Raw genomic sequence first — 21,478 nt, 5'->3', positions numbered from 1 at the left:
TGATGGAGCACAGGCGGCCCGCCTGCATTAGCGCCCGCAGGGCGCTCAAATACCAGGGCCTGCCGCTGCGCGGCAAAGGCGGGCAAGCCGCACGCGCCCCACAAAACCTCGAAAAACCAACAAAAACGGCGCCGGGTTCAACCCCGGCGCCGTTTTTGTTCAAGCTTCAGGCAGCCAGCTTAGCGCTGCTTTCACATCCGGGTTTTGCGCTTTTGCCGCTGGCCGGTGGTGCGCGGCCGGGCCGGGGCCGGCTTTTTGGGCGCGGCGCCACTGCCGGCGGTTTTCACCCGGGAATTGTGCTTGCGCACCGCCTTGCGGATCTGGGCCACCTGCTTGTAACGATCCGGGGCGTGCACATCTACCCGGCTCTGTTCTTCCGGCGGCAATCCCACCTCCCGGCGCAGGTAGTTGACCTGCTCCAGGGGCATTTCGGCCCAGCCGCCCCGCGGCAGGGTGCGCGGCAGCTCTATTTTGCCGTAGCGCACCCGGATCAGCCGGCTTACCTGTACCCCCTGGGATTCCCACAACCGGCGCACTTCCCGGTTGCGGCCTTCCTTCAGGGTAACGTGGAACCAGTGGTTCATGCCTTCGCCGCCGCTGTACTTCAGGGTCTCGAATTTGGCTTCGCCGTCTTCCAGCATCACTCCCTTGCGCAGCCGCTGCAGCATGGCTTCGTCCACCTCGCCGAACACCCGAACCGCGTATTCCCGGTCGATTTCGTGGCGCGGATGCATCAGCCGGTTGGCCAGCTCGCCGTCGGTGGTGAACAGCAACAGGCCGGAAGTGTTCACGTCCAGCCGGCCCACCGCCACCCAGCGTGCGCCCTGCAGTTTGGGCAGGCGGTCGAACACTGTCGGGCGGCCTTCCGGATCCTTGCGCGTGCTGACCTCGCCCTCGGGCTTGTGGTAGGCCAGCACCCGGCAGATGATCTCGCCCTGGGGCTGGGTATCCACGGTGTGGCCGTCCACCCGGATTTGCTCGCTGCCGGTCACCCGGTCGCCCAAATGGGCCACGTTGCCGTTGACGCTGACCCGTCCCTGGCTTATCAGCGTTTCGATTTCGCGGCGCGAGCCCTTGCCTGCGCGGGCCAGCACTTTTTGCAGTTTTTCGGTCATGTCGTTCACTTACTCAAAGGGACGGATATCGCCGGCGCCCTGGCGCACGATAACGGGGAGATCGTCGTACAGATCGATCACCGTGGTGGGCCTGGGATCCAGCACGCCACCGTCGATAATCAAATCCACCAGTTTTTCCAGCCGCTGGCGGATCAGGTGCGGGTCGTACTCGGCTTCTTCCTCGCCAGGCAGGATCAGGCTGCAGGACATCAGCGGCTCGCCCAGGGCCTCGAGCAGCGCCAGACTGATGGCGTTGTCCGGCACCCGCAGGCCGATGGTCTTGCGCTTGGGGTTTTGCAGCCGCTTGGGCACTTCCTTGGTGGCGCGCAGGATAAAGGTGTAGGCGCCGGGGGTGTTGTTCTTCATCAGCCGGAAGGCGGTGTTCTCGACCCGGGCGTAGAAGGACAGCTCGGACAGATCCCGGCACACCAGGGTGAAGTTGTGATCCTTTTCGATTTTGCGGATACGGCAAATGCGTTCCATGGCGTTCTTGTCGCCCACCAGGCAGCCGATGGCGTAGCCCGAGTCGGTGGGATACACCAGTACGCCGCCCTGGCGTACTATGGCTACCGCCTGGTTGATCAGGCGGGCCTGGGGATTGTCGGCGTGAATTTCAAAATATTGACTCATGATTCCTCCCGGAATGATTGTTCAGAGAAAGCGTTCCCAGACGGGCGTCGCCTCCTTGGGTAGCCACAGCTGGCGGCCCAGCTCCCGCCAGTGGCTGGGGTAGTGAAAATCGGAGCCCACCGAGGCCAGCAGGGCGAAGTCCTTGCTCCACTGTCCCAAATTAGCACGTTCCTGGGGACTCTGCTGGGCCATGGACACCTCCATGGCGTCGCCCCCCGCCCCGGCGAAGGCCGCCAGCATCTTCTTGATCCATTTGTTGGACAGATCATAGCGGGTGGGGTGGGCCAGTACTGCCACCCCGCCCGCCTGCTGGATGGTGCCGATGGCTTCATGCAGCGAGCACCAGTCCGGCGGTGCATAGCCGGTATTGCCCCGGCTCAGGAATTTCTGGAATACCTTGCCCATGGAGTCCGCCGCCCCCTGCGCCAGCAACCACTGGGCCATGTGGGTACGGGTGATGGGGGCGTCGCCGGCAATGGCCCGGGCGCCTTCATAGGCGCCGGGAAAACGCGCCTTTTCCAGCCGCTCGGCCATCAGCCGGGCACGGGTCTCGCGCCGTTGCTGCTGGGCGGCAAGCAAGTCTCCCAGCCCCTCGTGCAGGGGGTCGATAGCGAGCCCCACCACATGAATTTCCTTGTGCTCCCACAGGGCCGAGATTTCCACCCCGTCCACCAGCCGGATACCGTGCAACTCGGCCGCCTGCCGCGCTTCAATCAGCCCGGCCACCGTATCGTGGTCGGTCAGGGCCAGCACCTCCACCTCCTGGGCCGCGGCCCGGGCCAGCAGCTCGGTGGGGCTGAGCCGGCCATCGGAGGCGGTGGAATGGCAATGCAGGTCGATTCGCATAAAAAATCCTGTGGTCGGGGTTGACTTGCCACCCCGAATATCGTTTAACTGTATCCAGTTTCTGACTGACGAGAAGAGCGCGATGTTTCGGCAAATTTCCACTCTGACCATTTGGTGGTGGCACACTCCCTGAAAGCGGGTAGTGTGATTTGCTGTATTCGTCTTAAAGTCTCAGCACACATAAAAGCCCGCGACCTCGCGGGCTTTTTTATTATCCAGCAAAAGGTGATGCGATGAAACCGAACCCGGCCTTTTTTTGGCGATGGCGACTCCGGGCCCCGACGATACCGCCAGAGGCGGCTTTTGTATCCGTAACCGATGACGACATTGCCCGCCAGGTGATACTGCAAATCCCTGACGACCGGCATTAACCAGACAAGGAATACCCCATGGCGCATGGTCAGCTCCACGTTTTACTGCAAGATGCACCCTATACCGGCGATCCTCTCGCCCTTTTTGCCCACCTCACCACTCCCGGCGACAACAGCGTGCTGCTGGAATCCGCCGAAATCGACACCAAGGCCGGCACCCAGAGCCTGCTGATGCTGGACGCCTGCGTCCGGCTGGTATGCAACCGCCACAGCGTCACCCTCACCGCCCTCAACGCCAACGGCCTGCCCGCCCTGGATCTGATCGAGCGGGAACTGGGCGGCGAACGCCGGGCCCGCGAGCTGGTGGTGACGGTGCCCCAGGCCGACGCCAACCTGGACGAAGACAGCCGGCTCAAGGCCCCCTCGGTGCTCGAAACCCTGCGCCTGCTCCTGACCCGCTTCACCGCCGACCGGGGCCAACAACACCTGTTTATGGCCGGCACCTTTGCCTACGATCTCATCGCCGCCTTCGAGCAGTTGCCCGAGGTCGGCGAGGGCATCAACCACTGCCCCGATTTCTGTTTTTACCTGGCCGAAACCCTGATCACCCTGGATCATATGCGCGAAAGCTGCCGCCTGGCCGCCTGCGTGTTCGACCCCGCCGAGCAGGACCGGCTGCAGGCTCGCCTCGATCACCTGGCCGCCGCCTGCGGCGAAACCCATGCCGAGCCCCAGGCGGATGCCCCCCTCGCCGGCCAGGTGCAGGTCAACAAGAGCGACGCCGAATTCCGCGCCGACGTGGAAACCCTCAAGGGCCACATCCTGGTGGGCGACATCTTCCAGGTGGTGCCCTCCCGCTGCTTCAGCCTGCCCTGCCCCAGCCCCCTGGCCGCCTACCGCAAGCTCAAGCAGACCAACCCCAGTCCCTACATGTTCTACGTCAACGATCAGGATTTTATCCTGTTCGGCGCCAGCCCCGAAAGCTCGGTGAAGTTTGACCACGCCACTCGTCAGGTGGAAATGTACCCCATCGCCGGCACCCGCCGCCGGGGCTTCAACCCGGACGGCAGCATCAACCTGGATCTGGACGGCCGCATCGAACTGGACCTGCGCCAGGACGAGAAGGAAACCGCCGAGCACCTGATGCTGGTGGATCTGGCCCGCAACGACATCGCCCGCATCAGCGAGCCCGGCAGCCGCTATGTGAAGGATCTGCTGAGCGTGGACCGCTACAGCCACGTGATGCACCTGGTGTCGCGGGTGGTGGGCACCCTGCGCGCCGACCTGGACGCCCTGCACGCCTACCAGGCCTGCATGAACATGGGCACCCTCACCGGCGCCCCCAAAATTCGCGCCAGCGATCTTATCCGCCACGTGGAGCACAGCCGCCGGGGCAGCTACGGCGGCGCCGTGGGCTACCTCAACGGCCTGGGCGACATGGACACCTGCATCGTGATCCGCTCCGCCTTCGTGAGCCATGGCCGGGCCCATGTGCAGGCCGGCGCCGGGGTGGTGTACGACTCCCAACCCCAGGCGGAAGCGGACGAAACCCGCAACAAGGCGGCGGCGGTGCTCAATGCCATCGCCCTGGCCCACGGCAAGACCCTGGCGGAGGTGACCCATGGCTAACACCGTTTTTCTGCTCGACAACTACGACTCCTTTACCTACAACCTGGTGGATCAGTTCCGCGCCCTCGGCGCCACAGTGCGCATCTACCGCAACACGGTGCCGGTGGCCCAGTTGCTGGCTGCCATGGACGCCGCCGAACGGCCGGTACTGGTGCTCTCCCCCGGTCCGGGCAAGCCCTCCGAGGCCGGCAACATGCCCGCCCTGCTGAAGCAGTGCATCGGCCGCTTCCCGGTGCTCGGCATCTGCCTGGGCCACCAGGCCATCGTGGAGCACTACGGCGGCACGGTGGAGAGCGCGGGCGAGATCAAGCACGGCAAAAGCTCGCTTATCCACCACTCGGGCCGCGACATGTTCGCCGGCCTGCCCCAACCGCTGCCGGTGGCCCGCTACCACTCCCTGGTGGGCACCGACATTCCCGCCGGCCTGGAGGTGGTGGCCGACTACCAGGGCATGACCATGGCGGTGCTGGACCGGACCCACCGGGTGCTGGGCTTCCAGTTCCATCCCGAGTCCATCATGACCACAGACGGGGCCCGCCTGCTGGCCCAAAGCCTCGACTTCATCACACAGGAGCCCACCGCATGAACCAGGCCATGGAAAAACTTTACCGGGGCGAACACATCAGCCGGGAGGAATCCCAGGCCCTGTTCGGCCAGCTGCTGCGCGGCGAGATGGATCCCATCCTGCTTTCCTCCCTGCTCACCGCCCTCAAGATCAAGGGCGAAAGCCCGGAGGAGATCGCCGGCGCCGCCGGCGCCCTGCTGGCCGCCGCCAGCCCCTTTCCGCGTCCGGACTATATGTTCTGCGACATCGTCGGCACCGGCGGCGACGGCATGCACACCATCAACGTCTCCACCACTTCGGCACTGGTGGCCGCCGCCTGCGGCATCAAGGTGGCCAAACACGGCAACCGCGGCGTCTCCAGCAAGTCCGGCTCTTCCGACCTGCTGGAGCAACTGGGCATCGACCTGAACATGAGTCCGGACACCGCCCGCCGCTGCCTGGACGAGGCCAACGTCTGCTTCCTGTTCGCACCCAAGTATCACGGCGGCATCCGCCACGCCATGCCGGTGCGCCAGGCCCTGAAAACCCGCACCATCTTCAATGTGCTGGGGCCGCTCATCAATCCGGCCCGGCCCGACGTTATGCTGCTCGGCGTCTATGCCGAGCACCTGGTCGGCCCCATCGCCGAAACCCTGGTCGCCATGGGCCTGAAGCGGGGCATGGTGGTGCACGGCAGCGGCCTGGACGAAATCGCCATCCACGGCCCCACCCGGGTGGCGGAAATCAAGAACGGCGCCATCAGCCACGACCAGATCACTCCTGAGCAATTGGGGCTCAGGCGTTACGACATCAGCGCCATCCAGGGCGGCACGCCGGCCGACAACAAGCTGATCACCCTGGACCTGCTGGCGGGTGGCGGCAGCGAGGCCCAGCGCGGCGTTATCGCCATGAACGTGGCGCCGCTGCTGGTGATGAACGGCCAGGCCGACAGCCTGAAAGCAGGCGTGGAGCAGGTGCTGGCTGTGTTACAATCCGGCCGAGCAATGGATGTGGCCACCAGACTGGCGGAGTTGAGCCAATGTTAAGTACCGTTCTCGGCAAGATTGTTGCCGATAAGAAAATCTGGGTCGCCGAGCGCAAGCAGGCCCAGCCCCTGGACAGTTTTGAAGCCGGCCTGGTCCCGAGCGATCGGAATTTCGAGGCGGCCCTGGCCGCCGGCCAGCCGGCCTTTATCCTGGAATGCAAAAAAGCCTCGCCCTCCAAGGGCCTGATCCGCGCCGACTTCAACCTCGACGCCATCGCCGGCGTGTACGGCCGCCATGCATCGGCCATCTCGGTGCTGACCGACGAAAAATACTTTCAGGGCAGCTTCGAGTTTGTGACCCGGGTGCGCGGCCAGGTGAGCCAGCCGGTGATCTGCAAGGATTTCATCATCGATCCCTACCAGATCAAACTGGCCCGCCACCACCGGGCCGACGCCATCCTGCTGATGCTGTCGGTGCTCGACGACGACCAGTACCGGGAGCTGGCCGCCGTGGCCCGCGCGCTCAACATGGGCATACTGACCGAAGTCATCAGTGCCGAGGAAGTGGCGCGCGCCCTGCGCCTGGATGCCCGGGTGATCGGCATCAACAACCGGGATCTGCGCGATCTGTCCATCGACCTGGACCGCACCCGGAAACTGTCGGCGCTTATCCCGGACGATCGCATCGTCATCTCCGAGTCCGGCATCCATCACCACGCCCAGGTAAAGGCATTGTCCGCCCATGCCGACGGTTTTCTGGTGGGCAGCTCGCTGATGATCCAGGATGACCTGGATCTGGCCGTGCGCCGCCTGATCCTGGGCGACAACAAGGTGTGCGGCCTGACCCGGCCCGAAGACGCCGCCGCCGCCCGGGCCGCCGGCGCCGCCTTCGGTGGCCTCATCTTCGTGGCCAAAAGCCCGCGCTGCGTCAGCCCGGAGCAGGCAAGGGCCATTATCCAGGCCGCGTCCCTCGACTACGTGGGCGTGTTTCGCAACCACAGGCGCACCGAGATTGCCGAGCTGGCCCGCAGCCTGGGGCTGAAGGCGGTGCAGCTGCACGGTGACGAGGACGAGGCCTATATCGATGCCCTGCGCGCCATGCTGCCCGAAGGCGTGGAAATCTGGAAGGCGGTGGCGGTGGCGGATGCCCTGCCGGTGCCACCCGCCAACGCCGACCGGCTGCTGTTCGACACCCAGGCCATGGGCCAGAGCGGCGGCACCGGCCAGGCCTTCGACTGGTCGCTGCTGGCCGCGCTCGACAAGCACAACCTGATGCTCGCCGGCGGCCTCAGCCCCGACAACGCCGCCCGCGCCGCCGCCCTCGGCTGCCGGGGGCTGGATTTCAATTCCGGCGTGGAAAGCGCCCCCGGGCAGAAAGACCCGGCCAAACTCGACGCGGCCTTTGCCGCCCTCAGACATTACGGACGCAGGAACACACTATGACCTTACTGAATCCCTTCTTCGGCGAATTTGGCGGCATGTACGTGCCCCAGATCCTGATGCCGGCCCTGCTCCAGCTGGAGCAGGCCTTTGTGGACGCCCAACAGGATCCCGAGTTCGAGCGGGAATTCCGCGAGTTGCTGAGCGAATACGCCGGCCGCCCCACCCCGCTGACCCGGGTGCGCAACCTGGCCGCCCACACCAAAACCCGCATCTACCTCAAGCGGGAAGACCTGCTGCACGGTGGCGCCCACAAAACCAACCAGGTACTGGGCCAGGCACTGCTGGCCCGGCGCATGGGCAAGCGGCGCATCATCGCCGAAACCGGTGCAGGCCAGCACGGCGTGGCCACCGCCCTGGCCTGCGCCCTGCTCGGCATGGAATGCATCATTTACATGGGCGCCAAGGACTGCGAACGGCAAAAGCCCAACGTGTTCCGCATGAAGCTGATGGGTGCCGAGGTGATACCGGTGCACGCCGGCTCCGCCACCCTCAAGGACGCCTGCAACGAGGCCATGCGCGACTGGGCCGCCAACTACGAAACCACCCACTACATGCTGGGTACCGCCGCCGGCCCGCATCCCTTCCCCACCATAGTGCGCGAATACCAGCGCATCATCGGTGAGGAAGCCAAGGTGCAGATCCGCGAGCGGGAAGCCCGGCTGCCGGACGCGGTGATCGCCTGCGTGGGCGGCGGCTCCAACGCCATTGGCCTGTTCGCCGATTTTATCGATGAAGAGCAGGTACGCCTGATCGGCGTCGAGCCCGCCGGCAAGGGCATCGACACCGGCGAGCACGGCGCCACCCTGGGCCAGGGCACCAAGGGCGTGTTCTTCGGCATGCACTCGCTGCTGATGCAAAACGACGAAGGCCAGATTGAGGAGTCCTACTCGGTGTCCGCCGGGCTCGACTTTCCTTCGGTCGGCCCCGAGCACGCCCACCTGGCCGCCATCGGCCGCGCCAGCTATGTGTCGGTGACCGACGACGAGGCACTGGATGCCTTCCAGGCCCTGGCCCGTCATGAAGGCATCATACCGGCGCTGGAATCCTCCCACGCCCTGGCCTGGGCCCTGAAAATGGCCGAGGCCGAACCCGAAAAAGAACAGGTGCTGGTCGTCAACCTCTCCGGCCGGGGCGACAAGGACATCTTTACCGTGGCCGATATCCTGGAGCAGAAAGGAGTGCTGAAATGAGCCGTTACCAGACCCTGTTCGATCGGCTGAACGCCGTTGGTGAAGGTGCCTTCGTGCCCTTCGTGACCCTGGGCGATCCCACCCCCGCCCAGTCGCTCAAGGTGATCGACGCCCTGGTGGCCGGCGGTGCCGACGCCCTGGAGCTGGGCATTCCCTTCTCCGATCCGGTGGCCGATGGCCCCACCATCCAGGGCGCCACGGTGCGGGCCCTGGCGGCGGGCACCCGCTCCGCCACCTGTTTCGAGATGCTCAAGCAGATCCGCGAAAAATACCCCGAGCTGCCCATCGGCCTGCTGGTGTACGCCAACCTGGTGTACAAGCCGGGCCCGGCCAACTTCTACGCCCAGTGCGTGGCCGCCGGGGTGGACTCGGTGCTGGTGGCCGACGTGCCGGTGGAAATGGCCGCTCCCTTCAAGGCCACCGCCGACGAAGCGGGCATTGCCAGCATCTACATAGCGCCGCCCAACGGCAACGACGACACCCTGAAAACCGTGGCGCAAATGGGCTCGGGCTACACCTACCTGCTGAGCCGCGCCGGCGTGACCGGCACCGAAACCAAGGCCGGCATGCCGGTGGACAGCCTGCTGGCCAAACTGAAGGCATTCGGTGCCCCGCCCTCGCTGCTCGGCTTTGGCATTTCCAGCCCGGAGCAGGTGCGCGACGCCATCCAGGCCGGCGCCGCCGGCGCCATTTCCGGCTCCGCCGTGGTCAAGATCATCGAGCAACACCTGGACGACAACCAAGCCATGCTGGACGCCCTGACCACCTTCGTGCGGAACATGAAGGCGGCTACCCGCAAGGGGTAAAACCAGCCTCGTCGCCCCCGCGAAGGCGGGGGCATATTTACTCTCCCCGAATAGCATCTCGAACCAAGTAGCAGCCTACGCTTTAGCAGGCCCTCTGGAGTTGACCATACGCTGCGCCTATCACTCCCTACATTTTCGACCTGTAACGACTCATCCTTTCTGCACATAGTCGGGCCAACTCAATGACTCACACTCACCAATGATCTGCTCCGGCAACCAGTCGAGTGAAGCTCCAGCCGACTTCCTGAGTCCGCATTCCCAAATTTCGAAAACTCGCCAGCCCAACTCCTGTAACTGCAGCCTGCTCCTTTCATCCCGCTCCCTGTTGTCTGTCAGCTTTTTTAGCCAGAAGTCCCTGTTGGTGGCAGGTGTTGTAGCATATCGACATTCAGGATGTCGGTGCCAAAAGCAGCCATGCACAAAAATACACAGCCGGTACTTGGGGAGAACCAGATCAGGTTTGCCTGGCAGGTTGGCAACATGCAGACGATACCGGAACCCACGGGCATGCAAATAATGCCGTAACAGCATTTCAGGCCCGGTGTTCTTGCCCTGAATGCCGGACATCATCCGAGAGCGAGTCTTTTTGTCGACGACATCAACCATAATTGCTACCATCTCCAGCTGTTTGCTTCCCTGTCCCCCTGCTTCCTGGTATCCTGGCTACCTTGTCGAAATCAAAGATACAGATCATGAGCATAACTTCATCTCCCATCCCTGTTGTAGATCTTTTCGCCGGTCCGGGCGGGCTGGGGGAAGGGTTTTCTGCACTGGATGATGGAAAAGCCTTTCAGATTGCGGTCTCGGCAGAAAGGGATCCTATCGCCCATCAGACTCTGCGGCTACGTGCCTTTTACAGACTGTTGCGTACCTACAGACCTGAAGCACTTGACGACTACTATCGTTTCTGCAACGGTGAATCAGATGTTGCCTACAGCGATAAGACCCAATTATTCTGGGAACTGGCGGGTAAAGAGGCGCTTTGTCTTGAAATAGGTAGTCAAAAAGGTAATGCCGAACTCGACAATGCCATAAAGCGAGCCGTAAAAACAAAGGAAGATAATAAGCCTTGGGTTTTGATAGGAGGCCCTCCCTGTCAAGCATACTCATTGGTTGGCCGCTCCCGAAACAAAGGCAAGGCCAATTACAAGCCCGAGGAAGATCATCGACATTTTCTTTACAAAGAATACCTGAGAATCATTCAACGCAATCATCCGGATATTTTTGTTATGGAAAATGTCAAGGGAATTCTTTCTTCAAAAATAGACGGGAAGCTGATTTTTCATCAAATCCTGCAGGATCTCGCCAATCCAGACAAAGCCCTGGGCATACATGACAGCAATAGTCCTCAATACCGTATTGTTTCTTTGGTGAATGAGCAGGTATTCAAGGATGGTGATGATCCTACGATTGTAGATGCCAAACGCTACATCATCAGGGCAGAAGACCATGGTATTCCCCAAGCCAGACACCGTGTTATTTTGTTAGGAGTAAGGGAAGATCATTTTCGAGACGAGTTACCAAAACTGCAACCCTCCAAAACAGTATCCGTACGAGCAGCCATTGGTGATCTTCCGACCCTACGTAGTCAACTAAGTAGCCGACTTAGTAAAGAAAAAGACTCTGCCGAAAAGTGGGAAAATGCTGTTCAGAAGGAGTTGTGGAAACTGGCCTGTCATGCCAAGTCTGGTAATTCCGATGAAAAGGCTCTTTACGAGGCCTTGAAGGATACCTCACTTCGCATCAACAACAGTACGGAAATAGGTCATACTAAACTCCCCAAGCTCCAAGCCATGAGTTCCGACAATGACAATGACAATGACAATGAATGGAGCCAACTGAAAAATTGGTACCACGATTCAAAGCTCAAAGTCTGGCTCAACCACGAATCACGTGGTCATCGCATTGATGACCTGGCCCGTTACGGCTACGCAGCCTGTTTTGCATCTGTTCACAAACGCTCACCCAAAGGGCATGAAGAGTTCGCTTTACCCGGTTTGGCGCCTGCTCACAAAAACTGGGAAAGCGGTAAATTTTCCGATCGTTTCAAGGTTCAGCTGGCTGACAGTCCATCAACCACCATCACCAGCCATATATCAAAAGATGGTCATTATTTTATTCACTATGATCCCATCCAGTGTCGCAGTCTCACCGTCAGGGAAGCAGCAAGATTACAGACCTTTCCCGACAACTACTTCTTCATTGGCGGAAGAACCCAACAGTATCATCAGGTAGGAAATGCAGTTCCACCATTACTAGCAAATCAGATTGCTGAGGTTGTAAGGAAAATTATTCAGCCCTCCATTTGATAACAAGAACAATCGTTTAAACAAGCTCAGCTCACAAGTGCAACACTCGCCTATACAACCCAACGTAGTTGTAGTTTCTTGGTAGGATTCCAAGCTGTCTGGGCTAAAAATATTTTCCGGAGGTCAAATCTGATCTGAACCCACATACGAACCCTCGGTAGATTAATCTAGCGATATCCCCTCATCCATCCCCTTTTCAAGAGTATCAAGAAGCACCAGACATTGCTTGTCTGTGGGAATTTTAGCTGGAATCTGCATTGCCAGTTTGAGAATGCTCTCCTCCTTCGGTGAAAGAAGTGCCCTCGCGGATAACTCTCGATGAAGATATGCCCATTTATCAGAAGAAATGCTCAGCACTTGTCGCTGAGCCTCAATACCATTATCTATTCTCTGGGTCTTCCTAGCTTTTTTCCTTTCCTCATCCCTCTCATCGAAAGATATAAGTTGAGAGTAAAAATCGAGTGGAAGAAGCTTTTCTATCTCCTCTGCCCGGCTCTGAATTCTATCCCAGCAAGCTTCCTTCTTACACCACTCAGAGATGTTTGAGATGCCATCCGGTGGCTTGGTTATATCTTCATTCACCACATAGGAAATGATTGAAAGTACGCTTTCCAAGGAAACATCGATACCTTGCTCGTTCCATATACGCAGAAAATCAATGTGTCCTTTTTTTCGTTTTGTGATCTCGCTCAGCATTGCAAGTGTATAGGCGACGATGTTGGCTCGATAGCCTCCATTGTACCAAGGCTGAACTGATACCAGCCGCTCGGTCGCACGGAAGATCAATCCACGCGCAACCGCACGCTTGAAGTAAAACTCGTTGAAGCTGTCGGATGATTTTTCCCACTCGCGGCCAATGCGACGGGCATACTGAGCAAAATTTTTCTGAGCACCAAGATTCACATGTCTGGGGTGATCGTCCCAGACATTCTCAAACTTGGCTAGGTCAGTTTTCGTGAACATCTGTAGTTTGGGGTGTTCCGCCTTGAAACGTCGCTGTTCACTGGGAGTGAGCTTCGACTGAGAGTCAACGTACTGACCTCTCGCTCGCTCGTAGAACCACTTTGTCTCACGCTGCACATTTTTCTGAGCCGGTGCCCAGATACGCCTAGAGAATCCTTCCATTCGTACATGGAATGGATGATTGGAAAAGAAGTCTGCAGCATTCACACGGTTTTGGGTATTTGCATACTCGGATATCTTCGGGACTATGGTTTCACTGTTCTTGTTATCAATGACAGACAGTTTCATCTGAACGAATATCCGTGACAGGTCGGCCTTGTCACGCCTTTTCGTATGAAATAGAGAAGCGGTTGTCTGGCCACCATTGACTATCTGGAGATCAATAACCCTTGTTATTGCAAGTCCGGCATCTGTCATTCTAGTTTCGACGCTCTGCGCAGTCGCCGTAATGCCGTTGTTGTAGGCAAAAAACATCCCCGGTTCATTCAGTATCGTTGCCCTTATTCCCTTATTTACTGTTCCCCGAGCCTGAAGAAATGTTCTCACGTTCTGTTCGAGCAGTCGCGCCCCGAATCTTTCGTAAAGGGACGCAAGAAGTTCGGCCGGCATGACAATCAGGTAAGATTGGTAAGCCTCAGTTCCTTGGTGGGCTGGCAGACAGAAGATACCCGATCCAAACATATGCTCGAAATCAAAATCGAGGGGTTCCTTGTGACTGCGCGCGCTTCTCTGGCGATGAAGGCGCGAGATATCCCAGATTTGATAGCTGACAGGAATGCCTGTCACCACCGAGTCTGGGAGCTCCTTGATCCGTTCGCTCAACGAACGCTCGGAAAATAGGGTCAATCTGAGTCGACGAATTGCTCCCTTTCGATCAGCTATTTGTCTGGCAAGCCCATACTCCGGTGACGTTATCTCCAGTTCTCCTGACAGTCCCTTGCTTATACTGGCCTCAAAGAAATTAGTAACTCGTTTGAATGCAGTATCGACATCTGTTTTGGTTAGGGATATAAGTTTATCTCGAGATTCAAAATCAGCGACAAAAAGCTCCAGCATTCCCTCATCGTCAAACCAATACCCATCAACCCGCATCCCACGCTGTGCACGGTAATGGCAAAGTTCAAATCCTTCCGTTACCCCTGTTTCAACAAGCTCATTTGCAACTATTTCCATAAACTCGGAAAGCTGAAAGCTGCCATTAGCCTCGGCACCAACCAACAACTCCTGTCTGAAATCATGGAAGAATTCTGTAGTTGTAGTCTCCAATCAGGGCCTCCCAAATATCTCGTCATCCTCACAGGAAAATGAAGAAATCATCTCCAATTGAATATCATAGGCTACATGAAACAGGCCCCGCGGTATCCGAGACCGAACAAGTTTAGGAAATTTCTCTGTAACTCTGTATCCATTGACATTGCCAATACAGAACCGTGGCTTGTCATAGTCAGCCAAAGTAACATATCCACGGTCGGCAATCTTTTCAGAAAACTGTTCAATTGCTTCGGCAGTGACAAGTTCCTGCTCAATCAACGCAACTATATCATTCAGCGAACGTGCCGACTCCGCATCCGAAATATCAATCAGGCGTACAATTATCAGAAACAGGCTGTCTACCAGTGCTTCGAGCTGATCCTCTGAAGATATGCGAACACTGCTCCTCTCGCGGCCGGAAAGGGACTTCACTTCTATGGCAACATTACCGAAGATGAAATCCTGATGTGAGTCGTCTGCCCCACACCACGCATCAATGGCCTCGCCCTGCGTCAGTCGACGCTGGTACAGCAGACGAAGAACATAGAGTTCGGCAAAGAGCCCCCGAATCTCTTCGTTCGTCAGTAGTCTCGCCTTCTTCCCTGCAAGAAAAGCTTTCCATCGCTTCAGGTGTTGAAGGGTGACAGACAACGCAACTGCGGAGTCCGTCACAGACGCTAGGCTGGAGATCAGCGTTTCACACAGCCCAAGGAAAAGGTCACAGTCGACATTCCGTGAAAGAGCCAGAACAAGGCGCTGCTGGCTGTCATTATCACCATTTCGAAGATCGACACTAATCCCATTCAACCTAGTTACATCACGACGATATTGTGATGTGTGGTCACCCTCAAGTTCAACGATAAAAAGACACTGACCCGTTGCATCCTTTCCCCAGTAGGTTGGCATTCCCGTCGTGCCCGTCACCCGTCTGACATTGTAGTCTGAGCGAGGTTCGGCAATCTTTTCCCACGGTGTGGCTCTACTCGTCATAATCATCCTCAGCGTCCGGATCATCGTCCAATGCACCATACATCTGTTCGAACCAGACTTGATTGGCGACCACCTCAATTTGTTTATGGTCGAGGCCAACAGGATAGCTCATACCCCAGGCTGGAACCCGAAGACCTGAAAATTCGGCGTTATCAGTTGGCTCAAGGACGTGCAGCATCAGGAGAGGCTTGTCCCGTGCTTCTCGATAGTGGAAATCTGAAGGTTTTCTACTCTTACTCTTTTTGTCCTCGGCGACTCGCGCTTCAGCCGCGCTTATCTGTTCCTTATCCAACCCAAGTTTCTCGTCACCACGGCTGGCGAGACGGTATCCCGACAGGCGCCAGCCGTCAGAAGTTGCATCTTTAGCCGTTCGATCCTGCGCACCCAGTCGGAAGCTTTCCTTATCACCAGCCCCCTTTGAGATCAAAAGTACGTCACCTTTGGGAAACTGAGAGGCAATCGCCTGAAGATAGTCAATAGCCCAAGACTTCGGGAGAACTGCATCCTTGTGCGACTTGAAGCGCATCAGGAATTCTTCAATTATCTCGACATCAACGTCAGGAATAAACCAGCCCTTCTGCTTGGTATCCTGAATCATGCTACCGAACTGATCGCGCCAATACTCCTCAATAAGAGATTCGTTATTAGCGTTAATTTCTGCATCAAGTGGCAGCAAGGTACTTTCGATCAGCTTACCGGAATAATTCTGATTTAGTATTACCTTTTCGCCACTTCGCATCTTGTTGGCAGCTGTGACCAAAAGGCTATCTGGGTGTGACTGGACGTAGAGACCGAAACGCTTCGGACTCAACCCGATCTTGCGCATCCGCCTGATCTGCAGCCGAAGTTCCTCTGAGGCATGAGCAATATATGAATACCAATTGATCGAATCTTGTGGCAAGTATACGCGGCAGAGATCCTCGAAACCAGGACGATAACCGAACCATCGCCCCATCTGCATGAGTGTGTCGTACATCCGCGTGTTGCGGTACATATAGCTGATCGTCAACCCTTCGATCGTGAGACCGCGCGAAAGGCTGAGACCACCGATGGCGATAGCCGTGAGACCAATACCGTCTCGCTGATATTTTCCGTAGTCAAGCACCTCGTCACTCTTACTGTTGACCACATAAGTCCGGAGGTGCTCGAACACTCCCCATAGGGACTTCTTTATGTCCTCCCAAGCAAAACCTTTTCCCGAAAACTCGCTTTCGAACGCCGCCTTCAAACCCGCCATGTAGAAATTTTTTATCGAAACTTCTTCCGGCATCATGTAGTTCGCCTTCACAGCTTCTCGGAGCTTCTCCACACGCAGGTCTATGAAGCCCTTAATCTCCCTTTGAACGGACACGAACCGAGACACATTGATCAACATGGAGCAATGCTTCCGCTCCTGTCTACGCAGGTTACGGATGGCTCGCGCCACAATGAACTGATCCAGCGCTCGGTAAAGGCTGGGTGGCAGTTCCGCTACAGGGCGACCGTTCTTATGAGAGAACGGAAGGTAATCCTCACAGTCATCAATACGCCCTAAAATATCGTTGCTAGCCTCATCATCTAAAAAAACTTTGTCCGGGCCGAAATAGGTTGTCGGCGCATCGAGTGAGTAGATGAAGTCTTTTGGAAATAGCTCTTCGCGCACCTCAGGATCGTACGCCTCAGGATTGATAAAAATGTTTGCGAAGGGCGTTGCGGTGTAACCGACATAGCAAGATTTGGTAAACAGGCCGAGGATACTGCGTATCGCGGCATTTGTACGCGTCGGCTTGATATCTTCTTTATTGGTGTTGATCGAAGCGTTATCCGCCTCGTCATCGATCATGAGCATTGGTACGTCGGCGATGCGCCCGTCACCTCGCGCATTCATGGCTTTCAACCATTTGTGAAGTGCATCGAGCGTGCGGACGTTTTTCTTGATTACGAGAATAATGGGCTTGCTGAAGTCATTGAGCTGCCATCCCATTCTGGCTGCGGTCTTTTCATTGAAGTCATCATTGATGTTGGTAAGTGTTGCCGGGTGGGGATATCCCGCGTTCATACCGACACCGATGTTGACTCTGTTGGAAGGATCGCTCGACCGACCGATGAAGCCCTCATCAATACGCTCTTGGGTCTGTTTCCTCAGGTTGTTGTGAATTCCCGCGATAACAATGATAAACTTATACCCGGCATCAGCCGCTTTCGCGATGACTCCCATGTAGTTGGCTGTCTTACCTGACTGGACATGACCGATGACCAGTCCACGTCGATTCCATGTGCCGTCACTCGTCGGGTCCTGAAGAAGGCCAAGGATTTTCGAACCATCGTAGTTCAGCAGCGTATTTATAACGGTCGGATGCCAGTTCTCGCTCCGCAAATAATCAGCATAAGCCTCAGCATAGGTACTACCGATCTCGCGTTTACGTATCCACTCCTCGTCATGAGCCGCTTCAACATCGATGAGCGATATGCCTGCATTCATGCGGGAAGGGATGATAGTTTCTGCCGTCACAACTATGTCCTGCAAGTCACCATCATATCCGAGGATGGGCGCGAGTGCTGCCGCCCTGTCCAGTATCTCTTTTCGTGATGGTGGATCCTCACGGTCCGCAAATGCCGTGATCAGCGCTGCAACAATCCCCTTTTCTTTTTCGTTCCGAGTGGCAGTCATGCAAACTCCTGGTCGATATATCGGTCAACGATGTCCATGTCCTGTTCAAACAGTCTTGTCGATCTGACAACTTCACGGAAGGCAGCTGCATCCCCTGTTGCGTCGCCCCATAGCGCAGCACGTAGCGCACAAAGCCTGTCAATGACATCATGTTCCACAGGTGCCTGATTCACTTCCAGTGGGTGGCTTGAATAGTCGGAGTAAATCATCTCGACAGGCAATGATGCGGAAATCGAAGCCAACAGAACATTCAAATTTATCTCCCCGCTCTGATCCAATCGCTCGACCAAACACTGGATCAGTGGATGCGAACCATTTATCGAATAGCGAATCCCGCCATGGTCGGAATACCTTTCCCATAACGGAGCAGCAACCTCTTGGAAGAGGCGTTGCCCACGCCCCCGATGCACGGTGGTACTGCGCCCTGTAACCTGTGAGATGATCTGACGAAGTCGCTCGCGCACCAGATGAGGTGGCTTGGCACGTGATTTTTTTATGTCGATGGTCCAAGACTCGTCCAGACTGTTGGGAAAATCGATCTGTACCCGTGCGAGTTTGGTCGCTTCCCCTTTCGGGATGAGCCGAAACCAGTCCCCCCAAGCCATGAGACGGCCATTGCGATAAATATACACGCCCTGGTTCGATATAAAGTCGCTTCGACTCTGGTAGAAATCGTACTCACTGGCAGTCAGTCTTGAGTGATGCGGCAAAATATACGGCTGTAGTCGAACCGTGGCGTCACTTATACGAACAATTTCTTCTGGCAGAATCTGCGTTGCTGGATTTTTTCTGCAGAAAGGATCGAAAGCAACAACAGCATGGCCGTTGACAGTAATCGATATTTTTGTTCGTCCCTTGATTTCACCGGCTAGGAACCGATGAAAAACGAGCGCAAGATGTCTGTCCAGAACATCCAGCTTCTCGCTGATGATCTCATCTCGACGACTTCCCATTTCATCTTCTAAAAGCCGGTCAAGTTCCCGCCAGATGACGGCAGTACCGTTATCCGCAAGTCGATCAATGTACGGCAAGGTTTGGATGTCCGCTTCGTCCAGAATGGACAGGATCCACTCGTCAACAGCGTCGATACGGTCGAGATTCCACTCTGCGCCGCAGAGAACTCCACCTTTTTTGCTGATCACTGTCAGCGATCTACACTGGGAGAATGACGCAGTCTTAAGGCCAAGACCAAACCGCCCCAGATCGTGAGGAGAGCGCACCTGCCTTGGGCTAACTGTTCCGTGACGCATCGCGTTCAGCAACTCCATTCCTGTCATTCCGCTGCCATTATCGAGGATGACCATTAGGGGCTGTACGTCGGTAACATCACAGACAATGTCAATGGCATCAGCGTTGGCAGATATGCTGTTGTCAATAAGGTCAGCAATCGCCGTTTCAAGTGAATACCCTAGGTCACGCATTGATGCTGCTAGACATGCTGCACTTGGTGGCTGTGTAAAATCCCTTGCCATGCCCCCTCTTTATACTTTTTCTCAGACCGGGTTTACGCCATTCTCTCAGGTACTGTGTAATGGTCAACAAAAAACAGATGTATTTATAGCTAACTCAATTTTTGTCAGTACCAGTAGTAGTGCATCTCTGTTGATGTGGTTTCGGCCCAGCTGAAGTAATTCATCACGAAGTAACCCACATCATCGCATTTTGCTTCACTACTGCGGAAACCAATCGTCCGAACGACAAACTTTCTGAACAATCCGCGGGAACACCCGCTGCCGGTGAGGCTGTTCCGGGAGTTCAGTGTGCTGAAGGGGTGAAAAGAATGGGCCCCCGCCTTTGCGGGGGCGACATGGGATAGCGGAAGCGGGGCCTAGTCCTTGCTCTCAACGCCAAAACAACGCCGGTGCAGTTCGCGCAGCTGTGCCGCCAGCTCGGGCACGGGGCCGTCCGCTTCGATGCTCGGCGCCACCTGCTGGATGGACAATGGCGTCACCGGCGAGGCGGGCAGGCCCCACTCCTGGCACCACTGGCCGAACTGTGCGGCCGAGCTGGCGTAAACAATGCGCCCCAGCCCGGCCCAGGCGTGGGCGGCGGAGCACATGGGACAGTGCTCGCCCGAGGTATAAAGGGTGGCGGCGGCCCGCTCCTGCTCGCCGAGGTGTTCGGCGGCCCAGCGCGCCAGGGCGATTTCCGGGTGCCAGGTGGGCTCGCGGCTGTGGATGCGGTTGCGATCCTCCGCCAGCACGGTGCCATCCGCCCCCACCAGCACGGAGCCGAAACCCTGATCGCCGGCAGCCACCGCTTCTTCGGCCAACGCCACGCAGCGGCGCAAATGGTGCAAATCCTGTTCGCTAATGGTCATCGCTGCCTCTCCTGTGTGGTTCTCCCTGCCATTATCCCGCCCGGTATCACAAAAGCCAGCTCCGCTGCGGTATTGGGATGGGCTCCCGGCGGTGCCGGGCTATAGTAGTCGGGAGCCGGGACCACAACCGCCCGGCCGGAACAAAAAAGGAGAGCACCGATGTTTGATTTAACCCAGAAGGTGGCACTGGTCACGGGTGGCGCCAGGGGAATAGGCAAGGGCATTGCCCGGGTATTGGGCCGCGCCGGGGCCAGGGTGATTATTGCGGATATCGACGCCGCCGCCGGCCAGGCCTGCGCGGCCGAACTCGGCGGCCACTACCTGCCCCTGGATGTTTCCCGCCAGGCGGACTGCCGGCGGGTGGTGGACGATGTCATCGCCAGTCACGGCCAACTGGATATCCTGTGCTCGAATACCGGTATTTTTCCCCAGTGCGCGTTGGCGGACATGACCGAGCAAGAGTGGGACCGGATGCACAACATCAACCTTAAGGGCACCTTTTTCATGGTGCAGGCGGCCCTGGCGGTGATGCGGCCCAGGGGCTACGGCCGGGTGGTGATCACCTCCTCCATTACCGGCCCCATCACCGGTTTTCCCGGCTGGAGCCACTACGCCGCCAGCAAGGCCGGGCAGCTCGGCTTTATGCGCAGCGCCGCCCTGGAGTGTGCCCGGGACGGGGTTACCATCAATGCCGTCATGCCCGGCAATATCCTCACCGAGGGATTGCAGGCCCAGGGCGAGGCCTACCTGGAGCAAATGAAGGCGGCCATCCCCAGCCACTGCCTGGGGACGCCGGAAGACATCGGCCACGCCGCCTGCTTCCTGGCATCGAGGGAAGCGCGCTACATCACAGGCCAGACGCTGGTGGTGGATGGCGGCCAGGTTCTGCCCGAATCGCCCGAGGCGCTGGCGGCCACCGCCTGAGTCACAACGGGGGCAGCCCCTGTGCATCTGGCTCGCCCCCGCCCTCGCCGGTTCAGTCGGGCTGACCGCCTTCCTGCCGTTCAAAGTCGCCCAGTTGTTGCTGGTATTCCCCGGAGCGGATCCAGTGCGACAGCCGCGCCAGCAGGTCGTCCAGCATATGCGCTTCCGGCGTCTGCAGCGGTGCCATCAACAGGGCTTCCAGCGCATCGGACAAACGCCGCGCCTCGCTGCGTTTCAGCTCGCCCTCCTCGGTCGTGAACAACCGAAAACGGCGGGCATCGCTTGCGTCATTCTCGCGCCAGACCAGCCCCTGCTTGATCAGGCGCTGAATGATACGCGAGGTCTGGCTGCGCTCCAGGCTGGCCTGGCGGGACAGCTCCACAAACACGATACCCGGCTGATTGCCAATAATGCGCAGAACCCGCACCTCATGGATTTTAAGCCCCAACCGGGACTGGAATATACCGTCGTTGGCGCGAATCGCCTCTTGGGCAAGCAGGTCAAGGCGAAAGGTCAACCGCTCCCGGCTAAATGGTTTTTCCACGTTTTTCCTTTTTTGTTCATCACCTTGG

18 protein-coding genes and 1 other annotated feature are annotated in these 21,478 nt (G+C 57.7%); of the genes, 8 read left to right on the top strand and 10 right to left on the bottom strand.

All coding sequences use genetic code 11. The annotated features are described in order from the left end of the window. Positions 1 to 191: 191 nt before the first annotated feature. The 3 genes from rluB to rnm are packed head-to-tail and all read right to left on the bottom strand — an operon-like array spanning position 192 to position 2,591. Entirely contained in the window at positions 192 to 1,115 is a 924-nt protein-coding gene (gene rluB, locus C7I36_RS04570; RefSeq protein WP_106452578.1) for a 23S rRNA pseudouridine(2605) synthase RluB, read from the bottom strand. Positions 1,116 to 1,124: 9 nt separating this feature from the next. Then, complete coding sequence (locus C7I36_RS04565) at positions 1,125 to 1,745, bottom strand: L-threonylcarbamoyladenylate synthase (RefSeq protein WP_106452547.1); 621 nt, start codon at positions 1,743 to 1,745, stop codon at positions 1,125 to 1,127. Positions 1,746 to 1,766: 21 nt separating this feature from the next. After that, the gene (rnm, locus tag C7I36_RS04560; protein ID WP_106452546.1) at positions 1,767 to 2,591 is read right to left on the bottom strand and encodes an RNase RNM; all 825 of its coding nucleotides are present in this window, start codon (positions 2,589 to 2,591) and stop codon (positions 1,767 to 1,769) included. A 109-nt stretch (positions 2,592 to 2,700) separates the two neighbouring features. Further along, positions 2,701 to 2,803: a sequence feature (Trp leader region), on the top strand. Positions 2,804 to 2,980: 177 nt separating this feature from the next. Here rnm and C7I36_RS04555 point away from each other — a divergent pair. The 6 genes from C7I36_RS04555 to trpA are packed head-to-tail and all read left to right on the top strand — an operon-like array spanning position 2,981 to position 9,499. Next, entirely contained in the window at positions 2,981 to 4,531 is a 1,551-nt protein-coding gene (locus C7I36_RS04555) for an anthranilate synthase component 1 (protein ID WP_106452545.1), read from the top strand. Beyond that, positions 4,524 to 5,117 carry an aminodeoxychorismate/anthranilate synthase component II gene (locus C7I36_RS04550; RefSeq protein WP_106452544.1) on the top strand — a complete coding sequence of 198 codons (594 nt, stop codon included), beginning with the start codon at positions 4,524 to 4,526 and terminating at the stop codon, positions 5,115 to 5,117. The genes C7I36_RS04555 and C7I36_RS04550 overlap by 8 nt, the downstream gene beginning before the upstream one ends. After that, complete coding sequence (trpD, locus tag C7I36_RS04545) at positions 5,114 to 6,121, top strand: anthranilate phosphoribosyltransferase (protein WP_106452543.1); 1,008 nt, start codon at positions 5,114 to 5,116, stop codon at positions 6,119 to 6,121. Before C7I36_RS04550 ends, trpD begins: the two co-directional genes overlap by 4 nt. After that, complete coding sequence (gene trpCF / locus C7I36_RS04540) at positions 6,115 to 7,503, top strand: bifunctional indole-3-glycerol-phosphate synthase TrpC/phosphoribosylanthranilate isomerase TrpF (protein ID WP_106452542.1); 1,389 nt, start codon at positions 6,115 to 6,117, stop codon at positions 7,501 to 7,503. The genes trpD and trpCF overlap by 7 nt, the downstream gene beginning before the upstream one ends. After that, positions 7,500 to 8,693 (top strand): tryptophan synthase subunit beta, encoded by a 1,194-nt coding sequence (gene trpB, locus C7I36_RS04535; protein WP_106452541.1) that lies wholly within the window; start codon positions 7,500 to 7,502, stop codon positions 8,691 to 8,693. The genes trpCF and trpB overlap by 4 nt, the downstream gene beginning before the upstream one ends. Then, entirely contained in the window at positions 8,690 to 9,499 is an 810-nt protein-coding gene (gene trpA, locus C7I36_RS04530; protein WP_106452540.1) for a tryptophan synthase subunit alpha, read from the top strand. The genes trpB and trpA overlap by 4 nt, the downstream gene beginning before the upstream one ends. Positions 9,500 to 9,649: 150 nt before the next feature. Here the strand turns inward: trpA and C7I36_RS04525 are convergent, their stop codons facing one another. After that, the gene (locus tag C7I36_RS04525) at positions 9,650 to 10,105 is read right to left on the bottom strand and encodes a very short patch repair endonuclease (protein ID WP_106452577.1); all 456 of its coding nucleotides are present in this window, start codon (positions 10,103 to 10,105) and stop codon (positions 9,650 to 9,652) included. Between the two features lie 86 nt (positions 10,106 to 10,191). Between C7I36_RS04525 and C7I36_RS04520 the strand changes: the two genes are divergently transcribed. Next, positions 10,192 to 11,808, top strand: a complete 1,617-nt coding sequence (locus C7I36_RS04520) for a DNA cytosine methyltransferase (protein WP_106452539.1) — start codon at positions 10,192 to 10,194, stop codon at positions 11,806 to 11,808. A 162-nt stretch (positions 11,809 to 11,970) separates the two neighbouring features. Here the strand turns inward: C7I36_RS04520 and C7I36_RS04515 are convergent, their stop codons facing one another. From C7I36_RS04515 to C7I36_RS04495, 5 genes are all read right to left on the bottom strand, one after another. Then, positions 11,971 to 14,037, bottom strand: a complete 2,067-nt coding sequence (locus tag C7I36_RS04515) for an AIPR family protein (RefSeq protein WP_106452538.1) — start codon at positions 14,035 to 14,037, stop codon at positions 11,971 to 11,973. Then, entirely contained in the window at positions 14,038 to 15,018 is a 981-nt protein-coding gene (locus tag C7I36_RS04510; protein ID WP_245880029.1) for a PD-(D/E)XK motif protein, read from the bottom strand. It abuts the gene before it with no gap. Beyond that, positions 15,002 to 17,662 (bottom strand): Z1 domain-containing protein, encoded by a 2,661-nt coding sequence (locus C7I36_RS04505; RefSeq protein WP_106452536.1) that lies wholly within the window; start codon positions 17,660 to 17,662, stop codon positions 15,002 to 15,004. The genes C7I36_RS04510 and C7I36_RS04505 overlap by 17 nt, the downstream gene beginning before the upstream one ends. Next, complete coding sequence (locus C7I36_RS04500) at positions 17,659 to 19,134, bottom strand: ATP-binding protein (protein WP_106452535.1); 1,476 nt, start codon at positions 19,132 to 19,134, stop codon at positions 17,659 to 17,661. Before C7I36_RS04500 ends, C7I36_RS04505 begins: the two co-directional genes overlap by 4 nt. A gap of 356 nt (positions 19,135 to 19,490) precedes the next feature. Beyond that, entirely contained in the window at positions 19,491 to 19,982 is a 492-nt protein-coding gene (locus C7I36_RS04495; RefSeq protein WP_106452534.1) for a nucleoside deaminase, read from the bottom strand. Positions 19,983 to 20,141: 159 nt separating this feature from the next. On the opposite strand from C7I36_RS04495, the gene fabG reads away from it, so the two are divergent. Then, positions 20,142 to 20,906 (top strand): 3-oxoacyl-ACP reductase FabG, encoded by a 765-nt coding sequence (fabG, locus tag C7I36_RS04490; RefSeq protein WP_106452533.1) that lies wholly within the window; start codon positions 20,142 to 20,144, stop codon positions 20,904 to 20,906. 52 nt (positions 20,907 to 20,958) lie between these two features. Here fabG and C7I36_RS04485 read toward each other — a convergent pair whose 3' ends face one another. Further along, the gene (locus C7I36_RS04485; protein ID WP_106452532.1) at positions 20,959 to 21,450 is read right to left on the bottom strand and encodes a MarR family winged helix-turn-helix transcriptional regulator; all 492 of its coding nucleotides are present in this window, start codon (positions 21,448 to 21,450) and stop codon (positions 20,959 to 20,961) included. Between the last annotated feature and the right edge of the window lie 28 nt (positions 21,451 to 21,478).

Source organism: Zobellella taiwanensis, from assembly GCF_003012795.1.
In the GTDB taxonomy this organism is placed as follows: Bacteria; Pseudomonadota; Gammaproteobacteria; order Enterobacterales; family Aeromonadaceae; genus Oceanimonas; species Oceanimonas taiwanensis.
This window is presented reverse-complemented; position numbering and strand designations above follow the sequence as displayed.

Excerpts from the sequence above, each read along its gene's own strand:
- rluB (WP_106452578.1), bottom strand. The coding sequence starts at position 1,115 with ATGACCGAAAAACTGCAAAAAGTGCTGGCCCGCGCAGGCAAGGGCTCG.
- C7I36_RS04565 (WP_106452547.1), bottom strand. The coding sequence starts at position 1,745 with ATGAGTCAATATTTTGAAATTCACGCCGACAATCCCCAGGCCCGCCTG.
- rnm (WP_106452546.1), bottom strand. The coding sequence starts at position 2,591 with ATGCGAATCGACCTGCATTGCCATTCCACCGCCTCCGATGGCCGGCTC.
- C7I36_RS04555 (WP_106452545.1), top strand. The coding sequence starts at position 2,981 with ATGGCGCATGGTCAGCTCCACGTTTTACTGCAAGATGCACCCTATACC.
- C7I36_RS04550 (WP_106452544.1), top strand. The coding sequence starts at position 4,524 with ATGGCTAACACCGTTTTTCTGCTCGACAACTACGACTCCTTTACCTAC.
- trpD (WP_106452543.1), top strand. The coding sequence starts at position 5,114 with ATGAACCAGGCCATGGAAAAACTTTACCGGGGCGAACACATCAGCCGG.
- trpCF (WP_106452542.1), top strand. The coding sequence starts at position 6,115 with ATGTTAAGTACCGTTCTCGGCAAGATTGTTGCCGATAAGAAAATCTGG.
- trpB (WP_106452541.1), top strand. The coding sequence starts at position 7,500 with ATGACCTTACTGAATCCCTTCTTCGGCGAATTTGGCGGCATGTACGTG.
- trpA (WP_106452540.1), top strand. The coding sequence starts at position 8,690 with ATGAGCCGTTACCAGACCCTGTTCGATCGGCTGAACGCCGTTGGTGAA.
- C7I36_RS04525 (WP_106452577.1), bottom strand. The coding sequence starts at position 10,105 with ATGGTTGATGTCGTCGACAAAAAGACTCGCTCTCGGATGATGTCCGGC.
- C7I36_RS04520 (WP_106452539.1), top strand. The coding sequence starts at position 10,192 with ATGAGCATAACTTCATCTCCCATCCCTGTTGTAGATCTTTTCGCCGGT.
- C7I36_RS04510 (WP_245880029.1), bottom strand. The coding sequence starts at position 15,018 with ATGATTATGACGAGTAGAGCCACACCGTGGGAAAAGATTGCCGAACCT.
- C7I36_RS04505 (WP_106452536.1), bottom strand. The coding sequence starts at position 17,662 with ATGACTGCCACTCGGAACGAAAAAGAAAAGGGGATTGTTGCAGCGCTG.
- C7I36_RS04500 (WP_106452535.1), bottom strand. The coding sequence starts at position 19,134 with ATGGCAAGGGATTTTACACAGCCACCAAGTGCAGCATGTCTAGCAGCA.
- C7I36_RS04495 (WP_106452534.1), bottom strand. The coding sequence starts at position 19,982 with ATGACCATTAGCGAACAGGATTTGCACCATTTGCGCCGCTGCGTGGCG.
- fabG (WP_106452533.1), top strand. The coding sequence starts at position 20,142 with ATGTTTGATTTAACCCAGAAGGTGGCACTGGTCACGGGTGGCGCCAGG.